The sequence below is a fragment of the Streptomyces sp. NPDC058664 genome (assembly GCF_042716635.1).
GTDB lineage: Bacteria > Actinomycetota > Actinomycetes > Streptomycetales > Streptomycetaceae > Streptomyces.
In genome coordinates this window covers 14,306-33,573 of the sequence record NZ_JBHXRW010000009.1, presented here as the reverse complement: position 1 = coordinate 33,573, position 19,268 = coordinate 14,306, and the positions used below count along the sequence as shown (strand labels likewise).

Annotated in this window: 14 protein-coding genes; 5 read left to right on the top strand and 9 right to left on the bottom strand. The window is 70.2% G+C overall.

All coding sequences use genetic code 11. From position 1 onward, the window contains the following. Positions 1 to 102 precede the first annotated feature (102 nt). From ACFWUY_RS09865 to ACFWUY_RS09830, 8 genes are all read right to left on the bottom strand, one after another. Positions 103 to 1,707 carry a glycoside hydrolase family 13 protein gene (locus tag ACFWUY_RS09865; RefSeq protein ID WP_384104585.1) on the bottom strand — a complete coding sequence of 535 codons (1,605 nt, stop codon included), beginning with the start codon at positions 1,705 to 1,707 and terminating at the stop codon, positions 103 to 105. Positions 1,708 to 1,829: 122 nt separating this feature from the next. Next, a complete protein-coding gene (locus ACFWUY_RS09860) occupies positions 1,830 to 2,705 on the bottom strand; it encodes a carbohydrate ABC transporter permease (RefSeq protein WP_384104581.1) in 876 nt (291 codons plus the stop codon). A 15-nt stretch (positions 2,706 to 2,720) separates the two neighbouring features. Continuing rightward, the gene (locus ACFWUY_RS09855; RefSeq protein WP_384104578.1) at positions 2,721 to 3,680 is read right to left on the bottom strand and encodes a carbohydrate ABC transporter permease; all 960 of its coding nucleotides are present in this window, start codon (positions 3,678 to 3,680) and stop codon (positions 2,721 to 2,723) included. A gap of 124 nt (positions 3,681 to 3,804) precedes the next feature. After that, positions 3,805 to 5,226, bottom strand: coding sequence for an extracellular solute-binding protein (locus tag ACFWUY_RS09850; RefSeq protein ID WP_384104575.1), 1,422 nt, complete (start codon positions 5,224 to 5,226; stop codon positions 3,805 to 3,807). 329 nt (positions 5,227 to 5,555) lie between these two features. Further along, the gene (locus tag ACFWUY_RS09845) at positions 5,556 to 9,845 is read right to left on the bottom strand and encodes a discoidin domain-containing protein (RefSeq protein WP_384104572.1); all 4,290 of its coding nucleotides are present in this window, start codon (positions 9,843 to 9,845) and stop codon (positions 5,556 to 5,558) included. A gap of 338 nt (positions 9,846 to 10,183) precedes the next feature. Beyond that, complete coding sequence (locus ACFWUY_RS09840; RefSeq protein ID WP_384104569.1) at positions 10,184 to 13,558, bottom strand: CARDB domain-containing protein; 3,375 nt, start codon at positions 13,556 to 13,558, stop codon at positions 10,184 to 10,186. 374 nt (positions 13,559 to 13,932) lie between these two features. Continuing rightward, on the bottom strand, positions 13,933 to 14,943 hold the full coding sequence (locus ACFWUY_RS09835) for a LacI family DNA-binding transcriptional regulator (protein WP_384104565.1): 1,011 nt from the start codon (positions 14,941 to 14,943) through the stop codon (positions 13,933 to 13,935). 161 nt (positions 14,944 to 15,104) lie between these two features. Next, positions 15,105 to 15,539 carry a VOC family protein gene (locus ACFWUY_RS09830; RefSeq protein ID WP_384104561.1) on the bottom strand — a complete coding sequence of 145 codons (435 nt, stop codon included), beginning with the start codon at positions 15,537 to 15,539 and terminating at the stop codon, positions 15,105 to 15,107. 286 nt (positions 15,540 to 15,825) lie between these two features. Between ACFWUY_RS09830 and ACFWUY_RS09825 the strand changes: the two genes are divergently transcribed. Beyond that, a complete protein-coding gene (locus ACFWUY_RS09825; protein WP_384104558.1) occupies positions 15,826 to 16,704 on the top strand; it encodes an SGNH/GDSL hydrolase family protein in 879 nt (292 codons plus the stop codon). 54 nt (positions 16,705 to 16,758) lie between these two features. On the opposite strand, the gene ACFWUY_RS09820 is transcribed toward ACFWUY_RS09825, so the two are convergent. Next, positions 16,759 to 17,202: a MarR family winged helix-turn-helix transcriptional regulator gene (locus ACFWUY_RS09820; protein ID WP_384104555.1), complete on the bottom strand. Its 444-nt coding sequence runs from the start codon at positions 17,200 to 17,202 to the stop codon at positions 16,759 to 16,761. A gap of 105 nt (positions 17,203 to 17,307) precedes the next feature. Here ACFWUY_RS09820 and ACFWUY_RS09815 point away from each other — a divergent pair, with 105 nt between their 5' ends. From ACFWUY_RS09815 to ACFWUY_RS09800, 4 genes are read left to right on the top strand one after another with little or no spacing between them, the layout of a single operon-like run. Next, positions 17,308 to 17,868, top strand: coding sequence for a quercetin 2,3-dioxygenase (locus tag ACFWUY_RS09815; protein ID WP_384104552.1), 561 nt, complete (start codon positions 17,308 to 17,310; stop codon positions 17,866 to 17,868). Positions 17,869 to 17,872: 4 nt separating this feature from the next. Then, a complete protein-coding gene (locus ACFWUY_RS09810) occupies positions 17,873 to 18,019 on the top strand; it encodes a DUF1427 family protein (RefSeq protein WP_384104549.1) in 147 nt (48 codons plus the stop codon). After that, on the top strand, positions 18,016 to 18,243 hold the full coding sequence (locus ACFWUY_RS09805; protein WP_384104546.1) for a XapX domain-containing protein: 228 nt from the start codon (positions 18,016 to 18,018) through the stop codon (positions 18,241 to 18,243). Before ACFWUY_RS09810 ends, ACFWUY_RS09805 begins: the two co-directional genes overlap by 4 nt. 51 nt (positions 18,244 to 18,294) lie before the next feature. Then, positions 18,295 to 19,206, top strand: a complete 912-nt coding sequence (locus ACFWUY_RS09800; protein WP_384104543.1) for an alpha/beta hydrolase fold domain-containing protein — start codon at positions 18,295 to 18,297, stop codon at positions 19,204 to 19,206. The last annotated feature ends 62 nt before the right edge of the window (positions 19,207 to 19,268 follow it).

Below are 19,268 nucleotides of genomic sequence, written 5' to 3'. Positions count from 1 at the left end.
ACATCGCCCGGGCGCCAGGCCCGGACCGTGGGAGCGGAAGGCCCGGTGCGGGGCCCCTCGCGAGGGGTCCGCGCACCGGGCCTTCCGCCGTGGGCGGCGTGCTCAGGCGCGCAGCCAGACGGCGGTGTCCGAGGGGAGGGTGCCGTCCGCCGGCAGCTCGTCGCTGGCCAGCAGGACATCGGTGTGCGGCGGGAGGGGCACGGGGTCACCGGAGAGGTTGACGACGCACAGCAGGCCCTCCGCGCGGGTGAACGCCAGCACCCTCTCGGGCGACGGCAGCCAGCTCATGGGGCCGTCTCCGAACCCGGCTTCGCCGCGGCGCAGTTCCAGCGCCCTGCGGTAGAGGGCGAGCATCGAGTCGGGGTCGGCGGCCTGCCGGTCGACGGCGTAGCGGGCCCAGTCGGCGGGCTGCGGCAGCCACGGTTCCGTACCGGCGCCGAAGCCGTACGAGGGGGCGTCGGCCTGCCACGGAAGGGGTACGCGGCAGCCGTCACGGCCGGGATCGGTGCCGCCGGAGCGGAAGTGCATGGGGTCCTGGATCCGGTCGCGCGGGACGTCGGCCTCGGGCAGGCCCAGTTCCTCGCCCTGGTAGAGGTAGACGGAGCCGGGCAGGGCGAGGGTGAGCAGGGCGGCGGCGCGGGCGCGCCGGGTCCCCAGTGCCAGGTCGGTGGGGGTGCCGAAGCGCTTCCTCGCGAAGTCGAAGCCGGTGTCCTCACGGCCGTACCGGGTGACCGTCCGGGTGACGTCGTGGTTGCAGAGGACCCAGGTGGCGGGGGCGCCGACGGGGGCGTGCTCGGCGAGGGTGTCGTCGATGGCCCGGCGGAGCCGCTCCGGATCCCAGGGGCAGGCGAGGAAGTTGAAGTTGAAGGCGGTGTGCAGTTCGTCGGGGCGGAGGTAGCGGGCGAAGCGTTCGGCGTCGGGCAGCCAGACCTCCCCCACGAAGACGCCGCCGTACTCGTCCGCGACGGCCCGCCAGGAGCGGTAGATGTCGTGGATCTCGTCGAGGTCGATGTACGGGTGCGGGTCGACGCCCTCGGTGAAGTCGCGCAGCTCCGGATCCTTGGTGAGGAGGGCGGCGGAGTCGATGCGGACGCCGGCGACGCCGCGTCGGAACCAGAAGCGGAGCACGTCCTCGTGTTCGCGGCGGACGTCGGGGTGGGCCCAGTTGAGGTCGGGCTGTTCGGGGGTGAAGAGGTGGAGGTACCACTCGCCGTCGGGGACGCGGGTCCAGGTGGTGCCGGAGAACTGCGAGGGCCAGTCGTTGGGAGGGAGTTCGCCGTTCTCCCCGCGACCGGGGCGGAAGTGGAAGCGTTCGCGCTCGGGGCTTCCGGGGCCGGCGGCGAGGGCGGCCCGGAACCACGCGTGCTGGTCGGAGACGTGGTTGGGGACGATGTCGACGATGGCCCTGATGCCGAGTGCGGCGGCCTCGGCGATCAGCTTCTCGGCGTCCTCCAGGGTGCCGAAGGCGGGGTCGATGGTGCGGTAGTCGGCGACGTCGTAGCCGCCGTCCACCAGGGGCGAGAGGTACCAGGGCGTGAACCAGACGGCGTCGACGCCGAGTTCGGCGAGGTAGGGCAGTCTCGCCCGGACTCCCGCGAGGTCCCCGGTGCCGTCGCCGTCGCCGTCGGCGAAACTGCGCGGATACACCTGGTAGATGACGGCGTCGCGCCACCAGTCGTCGGTGCGGGCGGATGAGGGGGCTGCCACGGGACGTTCCTTTCGGGCAGGGCGGTTCTTCGCCGCCGGCCCTGACAGCGGGGCGGCACGGGGGCCGGCGGCGAAGGCTTATGGGGTACGGGCTCGTGATCGGTCGGGGTCGCGGGGCTCGGTCAGCCCTTGAGGCCACCGGCGGTCAGGCCGCTCATGATGTTCCGCTGGAAGATCATGAAGATCAGCAGCGTGGGGACGGAGGCGATCGTGAGTGCGGCGATCAGCACGTTGACCGGGACTCCGTTGGACAGCGAGTAGATGCCGACGTTGAGCGTCTGCTTCGACGGGTCGGGCAGGGTGAGCATCGGCCAGAGGAAGTCCTTCCACACCCCCACGACCGCGAAGATCGACACCACCCCGAGGATCGGCCGGGAGATCGGCAGCACGATCGACCACAGGACCCGCATGGGCGAGGCCCCGTCCATCGAGGCGGCGTCGAGCAGCTCCTTCGGGATGGAGTCGAAGAACCGCTTGAGCAGGAAGATGTTGAAGGCGTTGGTGACGGCCGGCAGCCAGATCGCCCACGGGGTGTTGAGGAGGTTGCGCTCGACGATCGGCACGTCGAGCACCGTCAGGTACTGCGGCACGACGAGCACGGTCGCCGGGATCATCAGCGTGGCCAGCATCATGCCGAGGATCGCCTTGCCGAACACGGGCCGCAGCTTCGAGAGGGAGTACGCGGCCGCCACGTCGAGGACCAGCTGGAAGGCGAGCGCCCCGAAGGCGTAGTAGAGGGTGTTGAAGAGGAGAGTGGCGAGGTCCATGACCTCCCAGGCCCGTGTGTAGTTCTCCGGCTCGAACGATTCGGGCACCAGGGTCGGCGGTGTCGCGATGACTTCCTGGGCGTCCTTGAAGCCGCTGGACACGAGCCAGTACAGGGGGCCGAGGAAGACCAGGGTGAACAGGACGACGACGACGGCGAAGACGGTCCAGTACAGGGCCTTGCCGCGGGGCCTGGCGAGGACCGCCGGCGAGATGAGTGTGCGTGTGGACATGACGGGTCTCCGGTCCTACTCGTCCTCGGCGCGGCTGAGCTTGACGTACACCGCCGAGAAGCCGGCCAGGAGTACGAGCAGGAGCAGGCCGAGCGCCGCCGCGGCACCGTAGTTGTTGAAGTTGAAGGCGTACTGGTAGATCAGGTAGACGACGGTCGTGGTCGACCCCTCGGGTCCCGCGCCGCCGGTGAGCAGGAACGGCTCCACGAAGACCTGCATCGTGGCGATGACCTGCATGAGCGCCATCAGCGACAGGATGAGACGGGTCTGCGGGACGGTGACGTGCCAGATCTTGCGCAGCAGCCCCGCGCCGTCGAGTTCGGCGGCCTCGTACAGCTCGCCGGGGATGGACTGGAGCGAGGCGAGGTAGATCAGCGTCGCGCCGCCCATGTTCATCCAGGTGGAGGCGATGACGACGGCGAGCATCGAGATGTCCGGGTCCTGCAGCCACTGCTGCTCGGGCAGGCCGATCGAGGTGAACAGTTCGTTGAGGAGGCCGTAGCCGGGGTCGTACAGGTACTTGAAGAGGAGGACCGAGGCGACCGGCGGGAGCATCACCGGCAGGTAGACGAGCAGCCGCAGGTATCCCTGGCCGTGCTGCAGCTCGTTGATGACGATCGCGACGAGGAAGGGCACCGCGAAACCGAGGACCAGCGCGAGCACGGTGAACAGGGCGGTGTTGCCCCAGGCCTGCCAGAAGGCCGGATCGTTGACGACCGTGACCAGGTTGTCGAGACCGACCCAGGTGGTGCGGCCGTCCTCGGTCTTCTGGAAGGCGAGGAAGAACTCCCGGACCATCGGGTACCAGGAGAAGACGCCGAAGCACAGCACCGCGCCGATGAGGAAGCCGTGGGCGGTCAGGTTGCGCCGCAGGCTTCTGGCGAACCGGCCGCCGGCCGGTGCTGGGCCCGCTTCTCGTGGCGGGGAGGGGCGGGGGTTGTCCGCCTTGCTCGGGGTCAGGCTGGGGGCCGACATCGTCGCTCCTTGGTACTGTCTGCCGGTTTCGGGGCCCGACGGTGCCGGGCGGTACGGGCGGGCCGGTCGACGGGGAACCGGCCCGCGGGCGGGACGGGCACCGGCCCGCCCCGCCCGGATCCGCTCACTGGTTGGCGAGGACCTGGTTGACCTGCGCCTCGGCGGTGGCGAGGAGCTTGTCGACGTCCGCGTCCTCGTTGGTGAGGATGCCCGACATGACGTTGTCGAGGATCTTGTAGACCTCCTGCGCCTTCGGCGGCTCGGCCTTGCCCGCGACGGGGTTGTCCATGAAGGTCTTGAAGTTGACGACCGGCATGGTGGCGTGCTCCACGCGGGCGGCGTCGTCCTTGGCCTTGGAGCCGTTGAGCCAGAAGTTGGGCTGCGGGATGCCCACCGGCAGGCCGTCGGCCTTGGTGCGGGCCCAGTCGAACTGGCCCTTGCCGATGGTGAGGTTCTTGAAGTTGAGCCAGGCGATCGCGGCCTTGATCTTGTCGGGCGAGATACCCTTTTTGATCATGTAGTTGTTGCCGCCGGCCAGCGTGTTCTTGCCACCGGGGATCGGGCCCATGCCGAAGTTCTCGTACTTCGCGCCCAGCTGCTGGACCATGTACGCGATGTCGTCGGGGGCGGCGAGGAACATGCCGAGCTTGTCGGTGGCGATCTGCTTCTGGAGGTCGCCCCACTTCAGCAGCTGGGTCTTGCCCATGCTGTCGTCCTCCCAGCGCATGGCGTGGAGGTTCTTCGCGACCTGCTTGCCGAGCTCGTTGTTGAACGCGGCCTTCGTGCCGGACGCGTCCACGACGTCTCCGCCGAGGCTGTATATCTGCGCGGTGAAGTGCCAGCCGCCGGTGTTGCCGGCGCTGTACTCGCCGAAGCCGGAGACGCCCCTGCCGAGGCCTGCGATCTTCTTGGCGGCGGCGCGGACCTCTTCCCAGGTGCGCGGCGGGGCGTCCGGGTTCAGGCCGGCGTCCTTGAAGAGCTTGCGGTTGATCAGCAGGCCCATGGTGTAGTTGCTGGTGGGCAGGCCGTAGAGCTTGCCGCGCTGCTTGAGGGAGTTGAGGACGTTCGGGTCGATGTCCTTGAGCAGCGGGACCGACTTCGGGTGGACGTAGTCGGTGATGTCGGCGGCGCCGTCGTTGTCCAGGACCTGCGGCAGGTCGGTGAAGTAGGTGTAGAACACGTCCGGCTGGGACTTGGCCTTGAGCATCGCGGTGAAGCGCGGCGGCTCCAGACACTGGCCGGGGGTGGAGCGTCCCTCGATGGTGACGTTCGGGTACGTCTTGTTGAACTCGGCGACGTCCTCCTTCCACTCCTTGAGTTCGGCCGCCTTCGCCGTGGGCGGCATGCAGTCGATCGTGAGCGTCACCTTGGTCTTCGGGTCGAGCGGCGTCGTCGGGTCGGACGAACCGTTCTGCTGGGATCCGTCGCTGCTGCTGTCGTCGCCGCTGCTGCTCGTGCCACAGGCGGCGAGCGCGGTCAGCGAGAGGGCGGAGACGAGGGCGACTGCTGCGGCACGGCGGCTGCGGCGGAACCGGGCGCTTCTCATGGGTGGTCCCCTTCGGGCATGAACGTGGAGCGGCGTGAACGTGGAGGTCGCCCCATCGCCGGTGCGTTGTGGGGCGCGGCACACTCAATCACCACCAACAAGTGAACGCAATATCTCGCGCTGATTTCGTAATTGTGCGACAGGGTTGCGTAACCCACTCGTGATCCGGTCGCACGTGAGCGACGACCGGCAGGAGGCCGCCGACGCGGGCTCGGGCTCGGTCGAGGCCGCGTCGGCGGGACTGTCTCCGGACGACCGGAGGGCTGTTCTCCGGACGACCGGAGGGCTGTTCTCCGGACGACCGGAGGGCTTTTACCCAGGGCTGTGACCTAGGGGTTGACGGTGATCCTGAAGGTGGAGGTGGTGTTGCGGATGTCGACGGCGTTGCCGTTCATCCGCAGCCCGTTGAAGGTGACCTCACCGACGGCCGGACCCTGGCCCGTCTCGGGCATCTCGTTCGCCCAGAGGCCGAAGCCGGACTTGGCGTCCCAGGCGTCGCCGCTCTTGCGGGCTCCGGTGATGGAGATGTCGGTGAGGACGGTGTCCTTGATCGGGAACTGCGGCTGTCCGCCGACGTAGTTCGTCTGGAACATGACGCCGCTGTAGGTGGGTTCGACGATGTCGACGTGGTTCACCCTGATGCCCTGGAACACCTTGGAGGCGGAGAAGAGCCACATGCCGGGGAAGGTCTGGTTGCCCCAGAAGTGACCGCCTGACCGGACGATCGAGATGTTCTCCAGGGTCGTCGGCTCCGTTCCGAAGCCGTTCATCGCGTAACCGAAGTCCAGCGAGGAGATGGTGACGCCGGAGTACACCAGGGTGTCCGCGATGTGGATGTTGCGGAAGGTGTTGCTGTAGCCGCCGTAGACGGCCACCCCCGCCGCCCGCCAGGTCAGCGTGCTGGTCAGGTTCTCGTAGACGTTGTTCTTCATGTCGGCGCCGCCCGCGTCGATCGCGGAGAACAGCGCGAAGCTGTCGTCACCGGTCGCCCGGGCGTCGTTGTTGACGACGTGGTTGTCCGTGGAGCCGTTGGTCATGTTGACGCCGTCGGCGAACAGGTTCCGGATGCGCGAGTTCTTGATGGTGATCCGGTCGGTGTTGGCGCCCCAGTAGAGGCACACCATGTGCTCGGTCCAGATGCCGTCGATCTCCATGTCGGTCACGTTGGCGAAGTCGAAGACCTTGCCTGGACCGTCGATGCGCGAGGTGTAGTTGCCGAAGTAGGCGAAGTTCCGGAACGACGAGCCCTTGGCCGCCGCCTCGGCACGGAAGCCGACGTCGGTGTTGTTCTGCGAGGCCGGCGCGTGGAACCTCGTGTACCAGGGCCCGGCCCCTACGACCCGCACGGGCTTGCCGTACACCTGGAACTTGCTCGACGTCTGATAGTCGCCGGGCGGCAGGTAGACGCCCACGAGCTTGCCCGTGGAGTCCATGCGTACCCGGTCGAGCGCGTTCTGGACGTCCTGCTGACCGAAGCCGGCCGGCACGGCGTAGGCGGCCGGGTCGGGGTTGGCGACCGGGGCGACCTGCTCCAGGTCGACGAAGTCGATCGCGTAGTTCGCGGCGGTGTTGGCGGCGTCCTTCTGGAGACGGATCCTGCTGCCCGCCGGGACGGTCTCGCCGAGGAGCAGGTGGGCCTCGTCGTAGATGTGGCGCGGGCCGCCGGCCGACGGGGCGTTCTCCGGCATGGTCTCGGCGCCGTACAGCCAGGCGTACTTCGACGTCAGCGGCAGGGCCTTCTCGAAGACGCCGTCGACGTAGACGTTGATCGTGGAGTCGATGCCTCCGCCGCCCGGGGCGTCCGGGATCGAGAAGCGGGTGACCAGGGTGTTGGTGGCGGCCCGGGTGGTGAACTCGACGTACTCGCCGGTCGCGTCGAGGTTGACGGCCTTGCGGCCGGAGGCCTCGCCCGCGATGTCGCCGACCGTGCGGTTGGGCCCGGCGACGGTCGCGCCGCCGCCGGCGGTGCCGTCCTCCGCCTCGTACATGTCGTACGGCATGTTCGCGCCGCGTCCGACGAACAGCGCCTGGGAGGCGGTGTTGTTCGCGCGCTTGACCGGCAGCTCTTCGGCGTCGTCGGCGAGGACCGTCCGCACCGTGTACGAGCCGTTGGCGGCGGTCCACGGGCCGAGGGTCACCACCGTCGAGGCACCGGCGGCGAGGCTGCCGCTGTAGGAGCCGGTCAGGGTCTTGACCGTGGCGCCCTGCTTGTCGAGCAGGTTCAGGGTGACACCGTGGCTGCCCGCGGAGGTGGGCTGGTTGCCCTGGTTCTTCACGGTCGCCTTGAAGGAGACGGTGTCCCCGGCGGACGGGCTGGACGGGCTGGTCGTGACCGAGGTGGTGACCACGTCGGCGCTGGTGACCGGCTTGACCACCAGGGCGGTGGGGCTGGTGTGGGTGTTGTTGGTCTCGTTCTGCTCGATGACCGCGTTCGCCTCGTCCGCGACCGCGCTGAGCTGGTACGAGCCCGCGTCCCGGGCGCCGATGGAGGCGCTGACCGTGGTCTGCGCACCGGCCGCGAGGGCGCCGACCTGGGCGGTGGCGACCTTGGTGCCGCCCAGGCGCAGCGCGACGGCGCTGGCCGGTGCGGCGGCCGGGCCGCTGTTGCGGACGGTGGCGCTAACCGTGATCGTGTCCGACTCGACCGGGGCGGCCGGCGTCGTGGTCAGGCCGGTCACCTCCAGGTCCGGGTTGGGCGCGGGCACGCCGACGACCTGGAACTCGGCGAGCTGGCCGGCCGAGGAGCCGGAGTTGGCGGTGAACCTCAGCTGTACGTCGGCGACGCGCGCGGTGACGGGGACGGTCACCGTGTTGCCGCCGGCCGGGTCGAAGGTGTAGCTCTTCGCGGCGACGAGGCTGGTGAAGCCCGAGGCGCTCTGCTCGCGGCCGAGGACCTCGACGGTCTGGTTCCGGGCGGCCCAGACGGTGGCCGGGTCGAGCTTGAGGACGAGCCGGTCGAGGTCGGCGTTGGAGCCGAGCCTGACAGTGAGGGTCTGGGGGTAGCTGCCGCCCGCGCCCTCCCAGTAGGTGCTGGTGCTGTTGTCGTTGGCGTTCGCCGCGACGAAGCCGTGGACCGTGGAGGAGGCGCTGATCGCCTTGCCGACGGCCAGGTTGGAGCCCGTGGAGCCGCCGCCGTTACGGGTGACGGTGTTGCTGTTGGCGGACTGGTTCCCGGCCGCGTCCTTGGCCCGCACGTGGTACGCGACGGTGGCGGAGGCCGGCTGGGTGTCGGTGTAGGTGGTGACGTCGCCCGCGACGCTGCCGCGGAGCGTGTTGTTCGCGTAGACGTCGTAGCCGGTGACGCCGGTGTTGTCGGTGGAGGCGGTCCAGGTCAGCTTCACCTGGCCGGAGGCCGGCTCGGTGAGCGCCAGGTTCGCCGGGGCCGTCGGCGCCTGGGTGTCGCCGGTGTCGGCCCGCCGGGTGACGGTGTTGCTGTTGGCGGACTGGTTCCCGGCCGCGTCCTTGGCCCGCACGTGGTACGTGACCGTCTGGTTGGCCGGACGGTTGTCCGTGTACGTGGTCACGTTGCCCGCCACGCTCGTCAGCAGCGTGTTGTTCGCGTAGACGTCGTAACCGGTGACACCGGTGTTGTCGGTGGAGGCCCCCCACGTCAACTTCACCTGGCCGGTCGCCGGCTCGGTGAACGCCAGGTTCGCGGGGGCGCTCGGCGCCTGCGTGTCGCCGGTGCCCGGGCCGTAGACCTCCAGCTCGGAGAGCTGGGCGGCCGGCTGGACACTGTTCGCCGTGACCAGGACCCGGATGTACCGGACGGTGGCCGCGCCGAACGGGATCGTCACCGTGTTCTGGGCGGACGGGGAGAACTCGTACGCCCTCGAAGCGGTGAGGTCGGTGAAGTCCGTGCCGTTGTCGCTGCTCTGGACCTTCAGGGTCTGGCTGCGCGCGCCCCAGCCGTCGGGCAGGCGCAGGACGACCCGGTCGGCGCGGACGGAGGAGCCGAGGTCGGCCCGGAGCCACTGGGGCAGCTCGTTGTTCCGGCTCTCCCAGTACGTGGCCTTGTTGCCGTCGTTGGCGTTGCCCGCCGCGTACACCTCGGTGTGGCTGCTCGCGGTGAGGGGCCTGCCCGCGGCGAGGTTCGCCGAGGTCCCGTCGGCGCCGTGCACCTCCAGTTCGGAGAGCTGGGCGGCCTGCCAGCCGGTGTTGGCCGTGATGTCGACGCGTACGAAGCGTGCCTGGGCGGCCGGGAAGCCCACCGTGACGGTGTTGCCGGCGCCCGGAGCGAAGGTGTAGGTGGCCGAGCTCTTGAGGGTGGTGAAGCTTGTGCCGTCGGCGCTGCCCTGGACGGAGAGTGTCTGGTTGCGGCTCTCCCAGCCCGCCGGGAGCTTCAGGACGACCTCGTCGACGCGGGTGCTGGTACCGAGATCGGTCTGGACCCACTGCGGCAGGTTCGGTCCGGAGCTCTGCCAGTACGTGCCCTGGTTGCCGTCGGTGACGTTCGCGGCGCCGTACTCGGGCAGGGCACTGCTGGCCGCCGCGGGATCCCCCACGGCGATGTTGGGGCCTCCGGCGGCCTGGGCGGTCATGAGTGGACCACCGAGCGCCAGCAGGCTCGTCGCGATCACGGCGCTCATGCTCCGTGATCTCCAGTTGTGCGTTCTCATGTGTCCTCGATCTCGGCCTCGCGCCCGTGGGCTGCGTGGCGCGGCTCGTCGGATTCCTCTTCGGCTCGCCTTCATCGATTGTTTACGGCGAGCGGTGAGAGAGTTGCAGAGAATTGCCAACTCGTCTACGTGGTGCAGCAGTTGAATTGCGGCAGGCGCGCGGGCGGCTGATGGCATGCCGAATTCCCCGCTCACCGGAGGTGGCGGGGTGGCCGGGACGTTCGGGTATGGGCGGGGTCCGGCCACCGCCGTGGCCGGACCCCGCTGTCATGGCGCCGCTGTCATGGCGCCGCTGTCATGGCGCCGCTGTCATGGCGCCTTGGATGCCGGTGCCCGTATTACGGGTTGCGGATGACGAACTGCGATCCGGGCTCGACGAGGATGTCGCCCTCGGCCGAGTTGGTGATCGTCACGTTCGTCAGGGTGGCGCTGCCGCGGGCGCCGCCCATCGCGAGGATGCCGGAGCCGTTGTTCGACTTGTCGATCCGGACGTTCGTGATCCTGACGTCCGGAATCTCGCCGCCGCCGGTCTTGAACTGGATGCCGTCGTAGGTCGAGTCGACGATGTCCGTGTCCCTGATGGTGACGCCCGGGATGGGCTGGCCCTGGGCGAACAGGGTGATGGCGCCGAACTCCTGGTCCTCGTTCCAGAACGCCCCGCCCGTGCGGTACAGGGCGTTGTTGGCGATGAGGGTCTGCCCGGAGAAGGGCAGCGGGTCGTGGTCGGTCGCCAGCATGATCCCGGGGTAGTTCATGGTGTCGGCGATGATGTTGTTCTCGATGGTGTTGCCGAAGCCTCCGTAGACCGCGATGCCGTTGGCTCGCCACGGGAGCTGGACGGTGTTGTTCCGGAAGTGGTTGTTCGAGCCGACGTCCACCGAGGTGTCCTTGACGTACTTGCTGGCCCAGACGGCCAGGGCGTCGTCACCGTTGTTGCGGAAGGACGAGTTGTAGACGGTGGAGTTGCGGGTGCCGTTGGCGAAGTTGATGCCGTCGGCGTAGGTGTTGCGGACCCGCATGCCGCTGAACTCGACGCCGTCACCGGGTCCCCACAGCTCGGGGATGTTGGTGTAGTCGCGGCCGGCCCAGACACCGACGTTGGCGTGCTCGATCCAGACGTTGCTGATCCTGGTGCCCTTGCCGAAGCGGCCGTTGAGGCCGACGCCGCCCTCTTCGTTGGCGTTGTTGCCGCGGATCGTGCCCGAGCCGAAGATGGCGATGTCGGAGATCTGGGTGTTGTGGTCGATGTCGAAGCCGAAGTTGCCCTCGTGCGGGTGGTTGATGCCGCCCGCCTGGTGCGGCGGCGTGAGGGTGTACAGCTGCGAGTGCCACATGCCGGCGCCCCGGATCGTCACGTCACGGATGCCGACCGTGTTGTAGATCCCGCGGTTCAGCGGGTCGTCGGTCAGGATCTTCTGCTCCTGGCGCCACTGGCCCGCCGGGATCCACACGCAGGAGATCTCGCCCTTCTGGTCGGCGGTCACGGCCCGCTGGATCGCGTCGGTGTCGTCGAGGCCGTCGTTGGGCACCGCGCCGTAGGTGGTGATCGACACGCAGCCGGCCGGCTGGGCCGCCGGGGGCGCGACCTGCTCCAGGTCGATCAGGTCGATGACGTAGAAGGAGGCGGTGTCACCCGCGTCCCGCTGGAGCCGGAACGTGGTGCCGGCCGGGTAGGACCGGGCCAGCAGGGCGTGGGACTCGTCGAACAGACGGCGGGCGTCGGTTCCCGGGGTGTTGCTGAGGCCTTCCGGGTCGTCGGTGGTGCCGTAGAGCCAGCTGTGCTTGGAGGAGAGCGTCAGCTTCCGTACGAACTGGCCGTCCGCGTACAGGCTCAGCGTGGCTTCCCGTCCGCCGCCGGCGGCGGCGTCCGGGATCGAGTTGCGCACGACGACGGAGTTGGCGGCGTTGGTGGAGGTGAACTCCACGTACTCGCCGGTGGAGTTCAGCCGGACCGACTTGCGGCCGGAGGACTCGGTGGCGAAGTTGGTGTGGCCGAAGGTCCGCTTGGCGTCGGCGGTGAGCAGGGTGCCCTGGTAGCGGGCGTCCTCCGCCTCGTACTCCGTGTACGGCACGGCGGCGCCCCGGCCCACGACGAGCGAGCGGCTGAAGACGTTGTTGTTCTCGTTCGTCTCGGCCACGGTCGCGGTGGCGTCGGCCGTCGCGGAGAGGGTGACTCCCCCGCTCGCGGCGGTCCAGGTGCCGGAGATCGGCACGGTGACCGTCTGCCCGGCGGCGACCGCGGGCGTGGTCCCGTTCAGGGTGGTGGTGCCCGCCGCCAGACGCGTGACGGTCCCGGCGGCGACACCGGTCGTGCCCCGGTTCTGGACCGTGGCGGTGAAGGAGACCTGCGCGCCGACCGCCGGAGCGGACGGGTTGGGTGTGATCGCGGTGACCGTGAGGTCCGGTCCTGGCGCCTGGCCGACGACCAGCTTGGCGGAGCCGGTCCGGCTGTTGTTGGTGTCGTCCTGCTCCACGACGGTGTTCGCCGGGTCGACGACGGCGGACACGGTGTAACTGCCCATCGCCTTCCTGCCGACCGGGATCCTGACGGTGGTGGAGGCACCGGCGGCGAGCGCGCCGACCTGCGCGCTGCCCGCCACGGCGCCTTCCAGGCTCACGTTGACGGAGGTGGCCGGCGAGGCGGCGGTACCGGCGTTGCGGACGGTCGCGCCGACCTCGACCGGGTCCGTCTCCGAGGGGGAGGAGGGGGTCCACACGAGGTCGGTGACGGTGAGGTCCGGGTTCGGGGCGGCGGCGCCCACCACCTCGAACTCGGCGGCCTGGGCACCGGGGGCACCACTGTTGGTGAAGAACTTCAGCTGCACGTCGGCGTACCGGCCGGTCACCGGGATGGTGATGGTGTTCCCGCCGGACGACGGGCTGAACTGGTAGTCGGCGCGGGCCTTGAGAGACGTGAACCCGGTGGCCGACTGCTCGCGTCCGAGCACCTCGACGGCCTGGGTCCGCGGCCCCCATGCCTGGTCGGGACTGAGCTTGATCCGGACCGCCTCGATGTCGGCGTTGGCACCGAGCTTCGCCGTCAGGGTCGCGGGGAACCCGGCCGACTCCCAGTAGGTGGCGGTGTTCCCGTCGTTGGCGTTGGCCGCCACGTACGACTGGGTGAACGAGGAGGCCTCGATCGGCTTGTTCCGCGCCAGGTTCGTGCCGTTCGGCGGCGGATCGACCGGGCCGCCACCGCCGTCCTCGCCGAAGACCTCCAGCTCGGAGAGCTGGGCCGCGTTCCAACCGGTGTTCGACGCCACCTGTACGCGAATGAAGCGGGCCGTGGTCGCGGTGACGGGGATGCTGACGGTGTTGGCGTTCGCGGGGTCGAAGGTACGCGCACCCGCCCCGGCCAGCGCGGCGAACGAGGATCCGTCCGCGCTGCCCAGCACGCTCAGCGACTGGACACGGGAGCCCCAGGAAGCGGGCAGCTTCAGCGCGACCCGGTCGACTTCGGTGCTCGCGCCCAGGTCGACCTGCACCCACTGGGGAAACGCCCCGTTCGGGCCCTCCCAGTAGGACGCCTGGCTGCCGTCCGTCACATGGCCGGCGACGTACCCGCCGTTCGTGCCGCCCGCGCTCGCGGGCTTGCCCAGGGCCAGATTGGGGCCCTCCGCGGCATGGGCGGGGGCGGGGAGCAGCCCCACACCCATCAGCCCTGCCATCACCGAGCCGACGATCACTCGCCGCCCGTGGTTTCTCGATCGCATGAAGTCCTCTTGATTCCTCACCGGGCAGCCGACCGCGACCTCGCCCTGCCGGCGGCGCCGAAGCTCCGAGGGAGGCAGGGCGGGCGTGGGGGGCGGACGCACCGGGTGAACGTCGACAGAGTCCTCGCACGACACCTTCCATGCCCCAGGTAGGTACATGTGGGTGTCAGCAAGTTTTTTTGAGTCGTTCAGTCAATCTTTTGCGATGACCGGGTGACAGGTTTCCGTTAGGTCACCGCTTTGTCAACGGGACCGACGCAACTGCCTGTTGGGCGGGCGGGGCCGTCACCCGTGTCCAGGGCATGGAGGAAGGGCCAGACCTGACGGTCTGGCCCTTCGGGTGTCTCGGAACGGCCGCGCGTGGCGGGTGTGTCTCAGGCCCCGGTCGGCGGTGCGGTCGAGCCCCGTACCACGAGCTCCGGCTCGAAGAGCAGCTCACCGGGGTGCGCCTGCGTCCCCTGGATCTGGGCGCACAGGAGATCGACGGCGGCCCGCCCCATCGCCTCGATCGGTTGCCGCACCGTCGACAGGGGCGGCTCGGTGCAGTTCATGAAGGCCGAATCGTCGAACCCGAGCACGGACACGTCGGCGGGAACGGCGAGTCTGCGCCGGCGAGCCGCCCTGATGGCACCCAGGGCCAGCGGGTCACTCGCGCAGATGACTCCGGTGACTCCGCGGTCCCACAGTCGTCCCGCGGCCGCCTGCCCGCCCTCGAGCGAGAACATCGAGCGCTCCACGAACTCCTCCGGCAGCACCGTGCCCGCCGCGGCCGCGGCCGCCCGCGCCGCGGTCAGCTTCCGGCGCGAGGGAATGTGGTCCTCGGGACCGAGGACCAGCCCGACGCGCTCGTGCCCCAGAGAGGAAAGGTGCCGCCAGGCCTGCTCCACCGCGGCGATGTCGTCGCAGGAGACGCAAGGAAAGTCGAGCTCCTCGATGGGCGCGTTGACCAGGACGACGGGGATCTTGCGCTCCGCCAGCCGCCGGTAGTGCTCATGCGGCGCGTCGGCCTGCGCGAAGAGGCCTCCGGCGAAGATCACTCCGGACACCTGCTGCTGCAGGAGCAGTTCGACGTAGTCGGCTTCCGAGACGCCGCCCCTGGTCTGCGTACAGAGCACCGGCGTGAGCCCCTGCTGCGCCAGGGAGCCGCCGATGACCTCGGCGAAGGCCGGAAAGATGGGATTCTGCAGCTCCGGCAGGACCAGGCCCACCAGCCTGGCCCGCTCTCCCCGCAACTGCGTGGGCCGCTCGTAGCCGAGGACGTCCAGCGCGCTGAGCACGGACCGGCGGGTGGCCTCCGAGACCCCCGGCTTGCCGTTGAGGACTCGGCTGACCGTGGCCTCGCTGACCCCCACTTTTTTCGCCACCAAGGCAAGTCGTCGCGTCACGAGCGCAAGTCTAGCGCAAGGGCAGTCAATAAGTTACATACTTCTTGCCGTGATTGCAGCACGGTGATGCGCTCCTGTACGCCGAGAAGTCGGCTGGACCCGGCGGGTGGGAAGCGATCCCCAAGGGCTTCCCACCCGCGTCGGCCCGCGGACGAGGACGCTCAGTCGAGACAGAACTCGTTGCCCTCGATGTCCTGCATCACGATGCAGGACTCGTTCTCTTCGTCGGCGAGCATCGTTCGCACGTGCACCGCGCCGAGCGCGGCCAGTCGTGCGCACTCGGCCTGGAGCGCGGCAAGGCGCTCCTCACCGACGAGCCCGGTGCCGGCCCGCACGCAGAGATGCACCCGGTTCTTGACGACCTTGCCCTCGGGGACGCGCTGGAAGAGCAGCCGCGCGCCCACACCGGAGGGGTCGACGCAGGAGAACCACTGCACCTGATGCCCGGGCGGCAGCGAGCGGTGGTAGTCGTCCCAGGTGTCGAACCCCTCCGGCACCGGCGATACGACGTATCCCAACACCTCGCACCAGAAACGAGCGAGGCGCTCGGGTTCCGCACAGTCGAACGTGACTTGGAACTTCTTGATCGATGACATCGGCGCACGATAACAGGGGGACTCTCCTGCTCGTTCACCGGCGCGGGCCCGCGGGCCGACCCGCGTCCGGACGGACACGATTCGATGCCCGACATCTTGACGCCCCGTCACATCAGCCACATATTACGAGCGAGTACAACCGACCGGTAACACTGCGCGCAGAGCCCTCGCACTTCCGGCGGCAGGCGTACGGGACCGTCCTGCCGCCGGTCCGGTGTGCCGACTGGCCCTCCCCGGCGGCCAGAAGGCGCCCGCCCCCTCACCCTGTCACGAGAGGCACACCGCCATGCGATCAGTTCCACCGCGCCGTCGCACCCGCACCGCTGCCGCCCTCACCGCCGCCACCGCCGCCCTGGCCACCGCCGCCGGTCTCGGCGCCGGTCCCGCCGCGGCCGTCGGCACCGCGCCCGACCGCTACGTGGCCCTGGGCGATTCGTTCGCGTCGGGAGCCGGCGTACCGGACCAGGTCGACGCCGACTGCATGCGTTCCGGCCGCAATTACCCCGCCCTGGTGAACGACGCGCTCTCCTCCACCGCCCACGAGGACGTCACCTGCGGAGGGGCCACCACGGTGCACATGACCTCCCCGCAGAACGCGTCCGCACCACCTCAGCTCGACGCGCTGAGCGCCGACACGGACCTGGTCACCCTCACCATCGGCGGCAACGACGTCGGCTTCGCCGGCATCATCGTCCGCTGCGTGACGCTCGGGGCGTTCAACCTCGGCGGCTCGCCCTGCAAGAGCAGTTACACCTGGACGGGCACCGACCGGCTCGCCGCCACCGTCGACGCCACCGCTCCCAAGATCGCCGCCGCCATCGACGGCATCCGTCAACGCGCCCCGCAGGCCAGGATCCTGGTCACCGGCTACCCTGCGATCCTTCCCGACAACGGCACCAACTGCCCCTGGGTCGCGACCATCGCCAAGGGGGACGCCCCCTGGCTGCGGGACATCCACAAGCGGCTCAACACCATGATCGCCACCCAGGCCGCCGCGCACGGAGCCGTCTACGTGGACACCTACACCAAGTCCATCGGCCACGACATCTGCAAGCCGGCCGGAACCCGCTGGATGGAGCCGCTCATCACCGATGCCGCGGCACCCTTCCACCCCAACGCGGCGGGTGAACGGGCCATGGCCGACGCCGTGCTCGCCGCCGGCTGACCGGCGAGCGAGCTCCGTCGGCCCGCGGGCCGACCGTCGCGGGCCGACCGCCGCTCAGGGCGCTTCGACCAGCGGGGGCTCCCCCGGGGGAACGGTCAACGCCGCGCGCAGGGCGCCGACCGCATCGGTGCCGATGCGTTCCGCCAGGACACCTTCGATGACGACGAGGGTGTCCTGGGCGCGTCGGTGCACACGAGCGCCCTCGGCGGTGGCGCGGATCAGGCGGCTGCGGGCGGAGGCGGGATCGGGTGTCTGCTCCAGCAGTCCCATGCCGATGAGGGCGTGCACGGCCTGATGGGCGGTCTGCCGGGTGACGCCCATCCGGCGGGCGAGCTCCGAGACCGTCGTGCCCTCTTCGTCGAGGGCGGCGAAGACGGCCGCCTGTCCGACGGTGACCGGCTGCTCGCCGGCGGCCCGCATGCTGGCCAGCAGCGCGTCGTCGAACCAGCGCTTGGCCTCGGTGAGCAGTTGGGGCAGGTTGCGTGCGGGGGTGGTCATGGCTCCTCACGGGACGGGGCTTCGAGCATAGCGACCGCAGGAGTGCCCTCCGCGAGGAATGTCAGGTAACCTGACACTCCTCGCTTCGTCGTGCCGGAGGTCCCCATGACCATGGAGTTCGCCCGCCCCAGCCGCCCTCGGTCGCACATCCCGGCCGAGCCGGGAAAGCCGTACTTCATCGAGAAGGGCATGGGCGACCGGGCCCACCTCTTCACCGACCTGGTCACCGTCTACGCGGGCGGCGAGCAGACCGAGAACGCCTTCAACTTCTTCACCGTCGAGGGCCCCAGGGGCGACGTGATCCCGGCGCACGTCCACTCCGACACGTACGAGGTCTTCTACGTCACCGACGGCGCGGTACGGCTGTTCGTCGAGGACCTGGAGGGCGAGCAGCACGAAAGGCTGCTCACCGCGGGCGATTTCGGATTCGTGCCGAAGAACTGCCCGCACGCCTACCGCATCGAGCGCCACCACAGCCGGGTCGTCGGCGTGGCCGCCGGACCCGGCGGCACCTTCGAGCGGTTCTTCGAGAACCTCGGCGTCCCGACCGAGGAGATCGGCCTGCCGCACGAGCCGTACGTGCCCGAGCCGCACAAGTTCGCCACCGTGCCGCAGCGGTACGACGTGCGCTTCCTGCCCGGACACCAGTGGCGCACCAGGGGGTGATCCCGTGCCGTACGTCCAGGCGCTGTCGACCGGGGTACTGGTCGGCGTCCTCTACGCGGCACTGCGGGTGAAGGCCCCCGCTCCCCCGCTCCTCGCCCTGTTCGGCCTGCTCGGGATGGTCGCCGGGCAGAGTGCGCTCGGAGCGCTGTGACCGCCGCACGCCGGGCCCGCCCGTCCCTGTTCGTCCGCCGGGCCACGGTCTCCTTCACCGCCGGGACGGCGATGGGCGCCGTGTGCTGGGGACTCGGGCTCACAGCCCCCGCGCCGACGCTGCTGGGCCTGGCCGGATTGCTGGGCGTCGGTATCGGCGAGCGCGCGGCCACGGCGTGCGGCGCCCGCCTGGCCCACCGCCGCTCACGTCACCGACCCCCGTGACCCGCCCGCCCCGCCGGTCGAGAAGGCCGCGCCCACCCCAGAGAGGCACCCATGCCGCTGACGCCCGACCTCGCCGCGTTCCTGGCCCCGCCGGCCCCCGAACGGCTGCCGCTCCCGCCCGCCGCGCGCCCCGCCCCCGGCGTACGGCTGCTACGCGGTGTTCCGTATGCCTACCGGGCGGGCGTCCGGCCGCTCGAACTCGATCTGTGGCTGCCCGACGAGACGTACCGCCCCCTGCCGGTCGTCCTCTACCTCCACGGCGGGGGCTGGCGCGCGGGCTCGCGTACGGAGATGGGGCCGCGCTTCCGCCACTGGGACCCCGATCCCTTCGCCCGTCTCGCACAGGCCGGGTTCGCGGTCGCCTCCGTCGACTACCGGCTCAGCGGCGAGGCCGTCCACCCGGCCCAGCTCGACGACGCGACGGCGGCTCTGGGCTGGCTGAACGCCCGAGCCGACGAGCTCGGCCTGGACACGCGCCGGACCGTGTCGTGGGGCGAGTCGGCCGGCGCCCACCTCGCCGCCCTGCTCGCCCTCACCGCTCCCCTGAGCGGCTGCGTCGCCTGGTACGGGCCCACCGATCTGACCACCCTGCCCGGCCAGTGCCCGCCCGGCGGCTACGACGCCGCCGACCCGACCACCCGTGAGGCCCTGCTGATCGGAGCGGCGCTCGCCGACGCGCCGGACCTGGCGCGCGCCGCGAGCCCGGTCGCCCACGTGTACGCCGACGCGCCGCCGTTCCTCGTCCTGCACGGCACCGAGGACGCGCTCATCCCGCTCGCCCAGGGCGAGCAACTGGCCGCCGCCCTCCGCCAGGCGGGCGCCCGCGTCGACTTCCGGCCCGTACCCGGCGCCGACCACGGCTGGGCGGGCCTGGCCGACGAGGACGCCGAGCGGTGCTTCACCGCGTCCGTGGAATTCGCCCACGCCTGCGCCGCGGGCCCGCTTCCTCCCGTACGAGCGTAGTCGGGCCCCGCGGGGGCCGAGGGGTGGGGAGCGGGACCGACCGCAGGGTCGATGCCCCTCCC